General features: G+C 47.3%; 11 protein-coding genes. 5 read left to right on the top strand and 6 right to left on the bottom strand.

The window, feature by feature from the left end; translation table 11 throughout:
• Positions 1-218 precede the first annotated feature (218 nt).
• A complete protein-coding gene (locus DW103_RS05475) occupies positions 219-668 on the top strand; it encodes an HU family DNA-binding protein (RefSeq protein ID WP_122274661.1) in 450 nt (149 codons plus the stop codon).
• On the opposite strand, the gene DW103_RS05470 is transcribed toward DW103_RS05475, so the two are convergent.
• Positions 665-889: a DUF4248 domain-containing protein gene (locus tag DW103_RS05470; RefSeq protein WP_122274660.1), complete on the bottom strand. Its 225-nt coding sequence runs from the start codon at positions 887-889 to the stop codon at positions 665-667. The two genes, DW103_RS05475 and DW103_RS05470, sit on opposite strands and share 4 nt — an antisense overlap.
• An 80-nt stretch (positions 890-969) precedes the next feature.
• Here DW103_RS05470 and DW103_RS05465 point away from each other — a divergent pair, with 80 nt between their 5' ends.
• Together DW103_RS05465 and DW103_RS05460 are read left to right on the top strand one after the other, a co-directional pair.
• The gene (locus DW103_RS05465; protein WP_122274666.1) at positions 970-1,455 is read left to right on the top strand and encodes a glucosaminidase domain-containing protein; all 486 of its coding nucleotides are present in this window, start codon (positions 970-972) and stop codon (positions 1,453-1,455) included.
• Positions 1,456-1,492: 37 nt separating this feature from the next.
• A complete protein-coding gene (locus DW103_RS05460; protein WP_122274659.1) occupies positions 1,493-1,783 on the top strand; it encodes a hypothetical protein in 291 nt (96 codons plus the stop codon).
• A 23-nt stretch (positions 1,784-1,806) separates the two neighbouring features.
• Here DW103_RS05460 and DW103_RS05455 read toward each other — a convergent pair whose 3' ends face one another.
• From DW103_RS05455 to DW103_RS05440, 4 genes are all read right to left on the bottom strand, one after another.
• Positions 1,807-3,579 (bottom strand): DEAD/DEAH box helicase, encoded by a 1,773-nt coding sequence (locus DW103_RS05455; RefSeq protein WP_122274665.1) that lies wholly within the window; start codon positions 3,577-3,579, stop codon positions 1,807-1,809.
• A gap of 123 nt (positions 3,580-3,702) precedes the next feature.
• Complete coding sequence (locus tag DW103_RS05450; protein ID WP_122274658.1) at positions 3,703-4,767, bottom strand: tyrosine-protein phosphatase; 1,065 nt, start codon at positions 4,765-4,767, stop codon at positions 3,703-3,705.
• Positions 4,768-4,835: 68 nt separating this feature from the next.
• Positions 4,836-5,765: a carbohydrate kinase gene (locus tag DW103_RS05445; protein WP_122274657.1), complete on the bottom strand. Its 930-nt coding sequence runs from the start codon at positions 5,763-5,765 to the stop codon at positions 4,836-4,838.
• A gap of 3 nt (positions 5,766-5,768) precedes the next feature.
• The gene (locus tag DW103_RS05440; RefSeq protein ID WP_122274656.1) at positions 5,769-6,386 is read right to left on the bottom strand and encodes an SIS domain-containing protein; all 618 of its coding nucleotides are present in this window, start codon (positions 6,384-6,386) and stop codon (positions 5,769-5,771) included.
• Between the two features lie 123 nt (positions 6,387-6,509).
• On the opposite strand from DW103_RS05440, the gene DW103_RS05435 reads away from it, so the two are divergent.
• Positions 6,510-7,730 carry a pitrilysin family protein gene (locus DW103_RS05435; RefSeq protein ID WP_122274655.1) on the top strand — a complete coding sequence of 407 codons (1,221 nt, stop codon included), beginning with the start codon at positions 6,510-6,512 and terminating at the stop codon, positions 7,728-7,730.
• Between the two features lie 3 nt (positions 7,731-7,733).
• On the opposite strand, the gene DW103_RS05430 is transcribed toward DW103_RS05435, so the two are convergent.
• Positions 7,734-9,503, bottom strand: a complete 1,770-nt coding sequence (locus DW103_RS05430) for an AraC family transcriptional regulator (RefSeq protein WP_122274654.1) — start codon at positions 9,501-9,503, stop codon at positions 7,734-7,736.
• A 225-nt stretch (positions 9,504-9,728) separates the two neighbouring features.
• On the opposite strand from DW103_RS05430, the gene DW103_RS05425 reads away from it, so the two are divergent.
• Positions 9,729-9,920, top strand: a complete 192-nt coding sequence (locus tag DW103_RS05425) for a hypothetical protein (RefSeq protein ID WP_122274653.1) — start codon at positions 9,729-9,731, stop codon at positions 9,918-9,920.
• Positions 9,921-10,007: the final 87 nt, after the last annotated feature.

The raw sequence follows: 10,007 nt of genomic DNA, 5'->3' as shown, positions 1-10,007 counted from the left end.
TGTTGGTTATTCATCCAATGGCGGATGATGTCCCAAAGGTAAGAATTTTATTGAAGAAGTAAAGGTTTGAAGTTCTAAATTATTTCCGGCCTCTTTTCTCCTTCCTTTTCCTCTTTCTTCCTCTTGTTTCTTTGTCTTTCCGCTGGCGGGGGAAGGGGTGTTGTATCTTTGTTATGTGATTAAAAACAAGGTGTTTAATTAAAAAAACAAAGAAGAGTATGCCTGCAAAGTACAAATTAGTGTTGCGTAAAGATATGCGCAAAAATGCGGCGGTTGATGCCAAGTTATATTATGCCAATGCGAAAGCGGCGGGGACGGTGAGTGTGTATGAGTTGTGTGAATTGATAGCGGAAGACTCTACTGCATCGTCCGGTGACGTGAAGCTGATATTGGACGAGCTGATTCGGGTGATGCGCAGAAGTCTGGGTAAAGGAGAGGTCGTACAGGTAGGGGAGTTGGGGAATTTCCAGCTTCAGTTCGGCAGTACCGGTACGGCAACGGAAAAGGAGTTCAGCCAGTCGCTTATCAAGAACAAGCGTATCCTGTTCCGTCCCGGCAAGATGCTGCGTGATGCCGTGAATAATTACACTTTCGAGAAGCTTGTTCCCGAAACTCCGCCGGTTTCCGAACCGGGAGGGGGTGATGAAGAAAACCCGGATATCCTTTAAGGTTCTCCCAGATGTGCCACGATGAAGTCCCGTTGTTTCGGGGTCAGATACTTCTGTCCGGGATGCCAGCCGGTACTCTCGAGTTGGGCGATTAAGACGTTGCTGACACGTATCCATTTGAGAAGCTGGCACGTGGCACTTTTCTGGGAGATATTCGGGAAATATTGCAGGGCCAGTTCGCCCCAACCCCATACTTTATTCTGATTAAATGAGTTTTCCATTGTTCGGAATATTATGTTTTCTGGTAACTAAGGTAGTGATTATTTTTCTGATATACAATAATATAACAAATAAAAGACAGATGAATAAGAAGATTTTATATATCCGCCAATGCCGGCCGGCAGCCGAGGAAGCGGGAAAGGTATTCAATATGAATCCGCGTGTTATTCTGGCGCAGGGAGCGTTGGAAAGCGGGTGGGGAACATCGTTGCTGGCTGTGGAGCATCACAACTTTTTCGGTATCATGGGGTATGGTACGGCCAATGCGTACTGGCATGGCGAACGGGCAGTACTGGAGAATGCGCGGGGGATAGAGTTTCATTTCCGCCACTATTCTTCCTTGCGTATGTCGTTCCTCGATTTCGCTCGCCTTATCCATACCGGCTATCACCGTGCCTGGAGTTTCAGCCGCCAGCCGGAAGTCTATGCCAAAGAGATTGCCTATAGTCCCTATATCAGCGAATTGAACCATGACAACCGGGAGGTTTATCGCCGTAATATTGTCCTTTTGGAGGAAGAAATCGGACGTATTATCGATTGGGGAGAGGATATGGAAGTCGCAGCGTGAAAGATTATAAAGAGTTATCAACTAAAGAATTATCGTGATGAAAAAGCTAAAAGAGATTTTGGAGTTTATTATGAGCCTTTTGGGCTTTTTGTTGAACCTGAAAAAGAAGAATCCGGATGAAAAAGATGAAACGGGAAGGAGTGATGTGTTACCTGGCAATACTGGGGATAGCGGGCTTGTGGGTGGACCGTTCGGAGGTGGTACTGGCATGTTTGGGAGCCCTGTTGACGCTCTTGGGGTACGGACCTTCGGACAAAAAAGAAGCCGGCAACTCCCCGTCCTCTTAGGGTGGGGGTTGCTGGCTTATGCTGCTGTTTCCTGTTTGTAAGGAGATATTTTTATGCAGATTTCTTAGAAGCGGCGCTTTTTACGGGCGTCACGGGCAGCGGGCGTCCTTTTCCAGGGGCGTTCGCTATCGCGTTCTTTTTTGTTGAAGCCCCGGTCTGAGCGGTCGTTGCGGCGTCCGCCTTCTTTGCTGTCGCGTCTGCCTTTGTAGCCTCCTTCGCTTCGTCCGTAGCTACGTTTGCCTCCGCGTCCCTTACCGTCGCCGTCGCCTTTTTTGCCTTGAGCGGGTTCTACGGAGATGCGTCGTCCTTCCAGTTCGAAACCATTCATGCTATCCATGACACGTTTGGCTTCGCCTTCTTCCACTTCGAAGAAAGAGAAGTTTTCCCGGAGGTCGATTTTACCGATGCGGACTTTTCCGGGTACACATTTGTTGACGAGTTCTATCAGTTGGTTCGGATAAAGCCCGTCGGTCTTTCCGAAATTGATGAAGAAGCGGGTGAAACCTTCTTCGGCGGCATGTGAACGGCGTTCGCCTCTTTCGCCCCGGTCGCGTCCGCCGCGTTCGTCCACTTCAAGGATTTCATCGGCATCCTTATAGTAATCAATCATGCGGTTAAATTCGAGAGAGACGACACGTTTGATGATGTCTTCCTTATCCAGCCATTCCAGTTTGCGGTAAATCTGCGGCATCAAGGTTTCGATTTCTTCTTCGTTTACCTTGACTTTTTCTATCTGGTCTACCAGGTTGAAAAGTTGCTTTTCGCAGATGGCATGTCCGGAAGGCATTTCTCCTTTTTCGAACTTCTTATTGATGATACGTTCGATTTCACGGATTTTCCCTTTTTCTTTTACGTGGCAGATGGAGATGGAGATACCGGTCTTGCCGGCACGTCCCGTACGGCCGCGGCGGTGTGTGTAGGATTCTACTTCGTCGGGCAAGCCATAGTTGATGACGTGTGTCAGGTCGTCGACATCCAGTCCGCGGGCAGCTACGTCGGTGGCAACCAGCAATTGGATGTTCTTGATACGGAATTTCTGCATCACGTAGTCGCGTTGTGCCTGACTGAGTTCACCATGCAGGGAGTCGGCGTTGTAGCCGTCTTGTATCAGTTTGTCGGCAATCTCCTGTGTCTCTTTGCGGGTACGGCAGAAGATGATACCGTATATGTTCGGATAGAAATCGGCGATACGTTTCAAGGCGAGGTATTTGTCTTGTGCCCGTACCATATAATAGATGTCGCGGATGTTCTTGTTTCCTTCGTTTTTGTTCCCGATTACGATTTCTTTCGGGTTCTTCATGTACTTCTTCGTAATGTTGGCAATCTCCTTCGGCATGGTGGCGGAGAAGAGCAACATATTCCGGTTTTCCGGCACTTCGGCCAAAATGGCGTTGATACTGTCGGTGAACCCCATGTTCAGCATTTCATCAGCTTCGTCCATGATGACGTTTTTCACCAGACTGAGGTCGACCGTCTTGCGGTTCATCAAGTCGAGCAAACGTCCCGGGGTGGCAACTACTACGTGTACGCCGCGTTTCAGCGTCTTTATCTGGCTTTCGATGCTGGAGCCTCCGTAAACGGGAAGGACTTTCAGATTGTCGATATACTTGGAATAATCGTTCAGGTCGTCAGCAATCTGCAGGCAAAGTTCCCTTGTCGGGCAAAGTATAAGTGCTTGAGGTTGGTATGTCGGGACATCTATCTTTTGCAGGATAGGAAGACCAAAGGCTGCGGTTTTCCCAGTTCCCGTCTGCGCCAATGCAATTACGTCGTTATCATCTCCCAGTAAAAAAGGAATCACTTCTTCCTGTACCGGCATGGGCGTTTCGTAGCCCATTTCTTGAATTGCCTTACGGATAGGTTCGGCAACTCCTAATTCTTCAAATGTTTTCAAAATGTGATATATGTATATATAATAAATTCAGAATGGGCAAAGATACGTAAATTATTCGGATACATATTAGTATAATAGAATATCTTTTAAAGTATCGCGTTCTTTCTCGGAAAGGTCTAATCCTTTTGACAGGAATTTGTCGGTCGAACCGTATTCCTTTTTGATTTGATTGAACACGAGGTCCATCAGGCCTTCGTTGACGGTTACCAGGACGGTAATGGCTTCCTGCGAGTCTTGGCTGAGGTTGCGTGCCATATAGGCCAAGTGGCTGATATTGATATAATTGTTGGAAGAGACATAGTCTTTTTTTATGGTTTCTTCAGGTATGCCTACCGCGGCCAACAGCATGGCGGTAAGGAAGCCGGTCCGGTCTTTGCCCATCGAGCAGTTTATAAGGATGGGGTAGTTGTCTTTATCCAGAAAGACTTTCAGGGCTTTGCCGAACTGTTCGTTGTCGTGGTTGACATAGCGCAGATAGGTATCTTGCATGTATAGCATGGCATCTCCTTTCCGGATGCGTCCTTCTTCTATACGCTTGGATAGTATATCTTTTTTTTGCAGCGGGATAGGGATGGATATTAGTTTGGCGTTGCCGTATTTTTCGGGAGTGGCTGCTACTTCATCTTCTCCACGGAGGTCGATGATGGTCTTGATGCCCAGATTATTCAGACGCATCGTGTCGAGGTTGCTGAGGGCTCCCAATTGACCGGAGCGGAATACTTTTCCCCAACGGGTAGCCTTGTTTTTGTTCGGAGTGAGGTAGCCGCCAATGTCGCGAAGGTTTTGCACGCCATCCATCGATACCGAACGCGAACCGACGGTTTGGTAATATTTATCGTTGAACGCAAGCAGGAAATATTTGCGTGTGATATTATTATTTGTAATAAAGGTAGTGATTCCTTTATCGATATTGGAGTACATGACCGGGTTCGACATGTTGAAACTTTCCGGATTATCGGATACATAAAGTTTCATCACTCCATTGATGTGGGGTTCTGTTTCCCATTTGATTACGTAGTTACCGATACCATCCCTCAAGCAGAGTGTACGAATGTCCGGCGCTTTGTCAGAATTGCATCCGGCGAATAAAGTCAGACTGACGAGTGGAAATAGAATTTGCTTTAATATCATAGTTCTAATAATCATACCTTACAAAGATAATGAAAAACACGTGTTACTATACAGCAAGTTAATGATATTTAAGACTGTTTGCTGTAAGCCTCGGCAAATTCTTTAGAAATGTAATTGTCATAACTTTGACACACTTCGGTTGCCAACTCTATTCCACACTGAATTATTTGGCTCCAGGTCGCTTTATCCAGTGTGGGAAGTTCCCGGCTGCGTACATTATATTTTAACAATCCGTAGATGATACCTGCGTTAAAGTTGTCTCCTGCTCCGATGGTACTGAGCGGGTGGATGTGGGGGGCATCGAAATGTTCCTGAAATGTTTTTGTATACAGATTTATGCCGTTTTCCCCGTGCGTAGTGATGAAACGGTCGCAATAGAATTGGATATGTTCGGTATAGACTTGTTGTGTGTCGGCCTTTCCGTACAGATTGAGGAAATCTTCATCCGAACCGCGTACGATGTCTGCGTATTCAAGGTTTTCAAGAACAGTGGGGGTAAGGCGAATGGCTTCGTGGGCATGTGCCTTGCGGAAGTTCGGGTCGTAGTAGATGATGGCTTTCCGCTCGCGGGCGTGGTTCAGAAATTCAACCATACGGGAGCGTAGGGCGGGGTTCAGCGAATAGTAGGAGCCGAAGATGAAAATGTCGTCTTCGTTGATTTCCGGCAGGGGCACATCCAGGCGTTGGCGGGGATAGTCTTTATAGAAGATGTAATTGGCATTGCTATGTTCGTCGAGGAAAGCCAAGGATACAGGGCTTTTCCCATCGGGGAAACGGTCTACATACCGGGTGGAAATCGAGTTCTCTTGCATGAATTTGAGGATGATGTCGCCTACCCGGTCGTTTCCCACCTCGCTGATGAAGGAGATAGGTATGCCGAGTCGGCCCAGTGAGACCAACCCGTTGAATACGGAGCCTCCCGGCACAGCCGCGTGCGGTTGTTCGTTCCTGAAGATGATGTCGAGGATGGTTTCTCCGATGCCGATTACTTTTCTCATCGTTTATTTGTTTTCGGTTTTACACTGTTCCCGGCTTTTCGACCCCAGGTAGCCGCCATGATGCCGCTTGGCGTAGTCTTTGTAGTTGAAGTTGATGCGTTTCATCGTGCCTACAACCAGAATATCGCCGATGACCGTCATCACGGTGGTGGAGGTGGTAGGAGTCAGTCCGAGCGGGCAGACTTCTTTCGGAGCACCGGTCAGCAGGCAAATAGAGGCCTCGGCAGCCAGCGGGCTGTCGGAATTGCTGGTAATGACGATAAACTTCATGTCGGGAGCCAAGCCGCGCGTCAGTTCGACCAGTTCTATCAGTTCGCGTGTTTTTCCGGAGTTGGAGATAAGGAGCATGATGTCATTTTGACGAACGAGGCCCAAATCGCCATGCTGCGCTTCGCTGGGATGCAGGAAATAGGCGGGCGTACCGGTGGAGCTGAAAGTAGTCGCGATGTTCATGGCTATCTGTCCGGCTTTCCCCATTCCGCTTGTAATCAGGTTGCCACCGAGTTGGTGTACATGTTTGACGATAAGTGTCACAGCTTCCTCATAGCCGTCGGTTATAGGGATATTACGTACTGCTTCCGCTTCCTGTTGCAGGATGGCCGCGATTGCTTCATTTATCATAACTGCTAATTAAATTAATGTATTGACCTAACAGTTTGCAAAAGTATCGAATTTAATTATACCTGCACAGCGGTGTAAGCTTTTTTTGTACTTTTGCAACTTCGAAACAAGCAAAAGAAAGAAATGGATTATTGCTCATATACATTACCCAATGGCCTTCGTATCGTACATCTACCATCCAATTCTCCGGTTTCCTATTGCGGCTTTGCCGTAAACGCAGGAACAAGGGATGAGGAAGCGGACGAGTTCGGCCTGGCTCACTTTGTGGAACACATGATATTTAAGGGGACGGAGAAACGGAAAGCCTTTCATATCCTGAACCGCATGGAGAATGTGGGTGGAGAGTTGAATGCCTATACTACCAAAGAAGAAACGTTCGTTTATTCCGTCTTTATGGAGGAACATTACGGACGTGCATTCGAACTGTTGGCCGACCTTATTTTCCATTCCCGTTTTCCGGAACAGGAAATAGAGAAAGAGGTCGATGTTATCTTGGACGAGATAAATTCATATGAGGATAGTCCTTCGGAACTTATATTTGATGAGTTCGAGAACCTGCTGTTCGACGGGCATGCCTTGGGGCATAATATATTGGGCGATGAGAAGTCGCTCCTCAGTTTTACTCCGGCGTCCGGTCTTTCCTTTACGCAACGTTTCTATGCACCGGAGAATATGGTCTTTTTCTCCATAGGACGCGTCAGCTTCAAGAAGATTGTCCGGATGGCGGAAAGTTTGTTGGCCGACCTTTCTTTTCCGATGACAGCCCGTAACCGGACGGCTCCGGATGCAATTGTCCCTTCTCTTCACCGGATACATAAAGATACACATCAGGCGCATGTCCTGATAGGCGGTCGCGCATACAGCATGCATGACGAGAAGAGACTTCCTCTCTTCCTGATGAACAACATCCTCGGTGGGCCGGGCATGAATAACCGCCTGAATGTCTCTTTGCGTGAAAAGAATGGTTTGGTCTATAATGTAGAGTCGAATGTAACATCCTACACCGATACCGGGCTGGCAAGCATCTATTTCGGAACAGACCCCAAAAACAAAGAGAAAGCCTGTCGGTTGGTTCATAAGGAACTGGCGAAGTTGCGGGATGTAAAACTTTCGACCAGCCAATTGGCCGTTGCCAAGAAACAGGTAATAGGTCAGTTGGGTGTATCGGGGGATAACAGGGAAGGCTTGTTTCTCGGTTTGGGGAAAAGTTTCCTGCATTACAACCGTTACGATACTTTGCCCGAAGTATTTGCGAAAGTGGAAAAGCTGACAGCCGATGAGATATTGGAGGTCGCCAACGAGGTGTTTGCTCCGGAGAAATTGTTTACGTTGATTTACGAATAATCTTCATTTCCTCCGGCTCTCCTCCATGACAATCGTTTTGTAGTCGGTAGGCGACATATCGTATTTGTTGCGGAATACCCTGTATAAGTTGCGTGCCGACCCAAATCCGGCCTCTTCCGCGATGGTTTCGATGGTATCATCCGAGTCAGCCAACCTTTCCAGCACGTAGGCTAACCTGAAATGGTTTACATAATCCGTAAAGTTCATTCCCGCGCATTTCTGAAGCATTGTGGATAGGATATTCTTATTGATACCCATCCTTGTGGTGATTTCATCGCGGGTAAGCTTGGGATTCCGATACATCTCCTGTCCTGAAATCAAAAGCCGGAACTTCTCGAATAACAGCTCCTCCTTACCGGTAATATTTTGTGTGGTATTTTCCGTATCGGGCATATCCGCCTGCTCTTCCGGATGTGTTTCCAGCAAGGTCAACTGTTGTTCGATGCTTTTGCTGTACGCCAACTGTTCCCGTATTTGTTTGGCCATTGTGATGTTTTTGCGGCGTGTGGTACGCCAGTTGCGTGCTATCAGGTACAGGATTAATCCCAACAGGAATATTGCTCCGCAGGCACTTATCAGCAAAAGACGATTTCTGTTCAGTTCGTTTGTCTGTAGGTCAATCATCCGTTCCTTGTCCTGCGTTTCGTAAATGGTTGCCATTTCGAGGGCATCGCTTTTTTCTTCGTTCAGTTCGATACTATCTCTGAGGACGATGCATCGTTTTAGTTGGGCAATGGCTTCCGGGTGACGATTGGTCTGCTCGTAAGCTTCGGCCAAGTTCAGTGCTATCTGAAGGTGTGCCGGCGAGAGGCTGTCGGCAGGGTCCAGCATACCTGTGAGTTCGTTTGCTTGGCGGATGACTTGCGGATAATCTTTCTTTGCCTGAAAATATTCGATGGACAGGGAAATGCCTTCGGGAGTTTGGTAATAGGGGTTCTCGTAATATGTGCGATACCACTTTTCTGCTTCTTCTTTTTTACCTATATATAGGTAAATAGTCGCCAGGCGTATGGCGTGCCTGGCGACTATTTTTTGGTATACTGCTTCTGGTATTTTATCCGGAAAGTTTCTGCCGACCCGCTTTTTGAGTTCCTCTTGAATTTGCAGGTCCTTGAGCGATACCTCGAGGGCTTCCTTATACAACTCGTCTTCCATGAGCCAGTTTGTTCTTGTCTCCCGGTAGAGAGAAAGGTAAAGGAAGGGATAGGGCCGGTCGTAGCCTCTGCTTGCCAAGTCTTCGATATAGCGTCGAGCGGCTTCGGTGGCTTCTTGGTTCAACGCGTAGGCTTTCTCTTTGTTTCCCATCAGCCGTTGTACTTCGGCCAGCGTTTCGACAGATACATATTTTTTGCTTTCGGGGACATGATGCTTCTCTTGCTGTTCTTGCATCAAATTGGCGTAGCGTAGTGCTTCTTCATAATTCCGGAGGGAGATGCAGATGTTGACCATATTTTCACACATATTACAATAATACTGCCAATTATTCCGGACCGAGTCGTTGGCGAGTGTGCGTCGTCCATATTCGAGCGCAAGCCGGTATTGTTGCTTCTTCATATAAATCTGGGTGGCCACCCAATCTATTTTGAATGGAGGTGTCTGCTTTTGTTCCTTTACCTGTTCGAGCATACGGAGTGCTTCATCGGGAGCTGTATCCAGACGTTTCTGTACGTCTTTGATGCTGATGATGCTGTCGGATGATTGGGAATAGCCATCGACAAGGGAGAGTGAAAAGAGGATGTACAGCATGAAAGTAGATAGACGAAATAGGTTCATATTGGTAACGTTTGATAACGGGGCAAAAATATAGAATGTAGATGCTTCCTGTCGGTGGTATTTCTATCGCCAGTGGTAGGTATTCCTTTCAGAACGCGCTTCTGATGGTCTATTCGGGTCATTTCGTCTCATCAAGATGACGAATTGTCACACCCTTTTTTTGTATTTTTCCTGTTCTTTGTCGCGCGAATCGATGAGGGAGGGATAATGGAAGCCGGATGAGATATGTCCAGGCGTCTCCCGGTAAATCGCAATCTTATTACATTGAAAGGTTGGTTGGCCGACAATACCGTGACTGTCACAACGCAATACAGCAAGGGTAATGTCGGGTTGAAAGAACCTCGTAGCGTAAGCAGCACTATTTACATCGGAGGTAAACCTGCGCCGGTAGACCCGGAGAACCTTGATGTTTTATAATCTAATTGACGCAGTACTATCATCACGACTAACGATTGTACTGCGTCTTACCTGGTGTTGCTTCGACGTCTTTTTTATTACTATTTT

The sequence above is a fragment of the Parabacteroides sp. AM08-6 genome (assembly GCF_003473295.1).
Lineage (GTDB): Bacteria > Bacteroidota > Bacteroidia > Bacteroidales > Tannerellaceae > Parabacteroides.
The sequence above is the reverse complement of the archived record's forward strand: the minus strand, read 5'-3'. Positions and strand labels throughout refer to the sequence as shown.

Excerpts from the sequence above, each read along its gene's own strand:
- DW103_RS05435 (WP_122274655.1), top strand. The coding sequence starts at position 6,510 with ATGGATTATTGCTCATATACATTACCCAATGGCCTTCGTATCGTACAT.
- DW103_RS05465 (WP_122274666.1), top strand. The coding sequence starts at position 970 with ATGAATAAGAAGATTTTATATATCCGCCAATGCCGGCCGGCAGCCGAG.
- DW103_RS05475 (WP_122274661.1), top strand. The coding sequence starts at position 219 with ATGCCTGCAAAGTACAAATTAGTGTTGCGTAAAGATATGCGCAAAAAT.
- DW103_RS05425 (WP_122274653.1), top strand. The coding sequence starts at position 9,729 with ATGTCCAGGCGTCTCCCGGTAAATCGCAATCTTATTACATTGAAAGGT.
- DW103_RS05450 (WP_122274658.1), bottom strand. The coding sequence starts at position 4,767 with ATGATATTAAAGCAAATTCTATTTCCACTCGTCAGTCTGACTTTATTC.
- DW103_RS05455 (WP_122274665.1), bottom strand. The coding sequence starts at position 3,579 with ATGGGCTACGAAACGCCCATGCCGGTACAGGAAGAAGTGATTCCTTTT.
- DW103_RS05430 (WP_122274654.1), bottom strand. The coding sequence starts at position 9,503 with ATGAACCTATTTCGTCTATCTACTTTCATGCTGTACATCCTCTTTTCA.
- DW103_RS05470 (WP_122274660.1), bottom strand. The coding sequence starts at position 889 with ATGGAAAACTCATTTAATCAGAATAAAGTATGGGGTTGGGGCGAACTG.
- DW103_RS05440 (WP_122274656.1), bottom strand. The coding sequence starts at position 6,386 with ATGATAAATGAAGCAATCGCGGCCATCCTGCAACAGGAAGCGGAAGCA.
- DW103_RS05460 (WP_122274659.1), top strand. The coding sequence starts at position 1,493 with ATGAAAAAGCTAAAAGAGATTTTGGAGTTTATTATGAGCCTTTTGGGC.
- DW103_RS05445 (WP_122274657.1), bottom strand. The coding sequence starts at position 5,765 with ATGAGAAAAGTAATCGGCATCGGAGAAACCATCCTCGACATCATCTTC.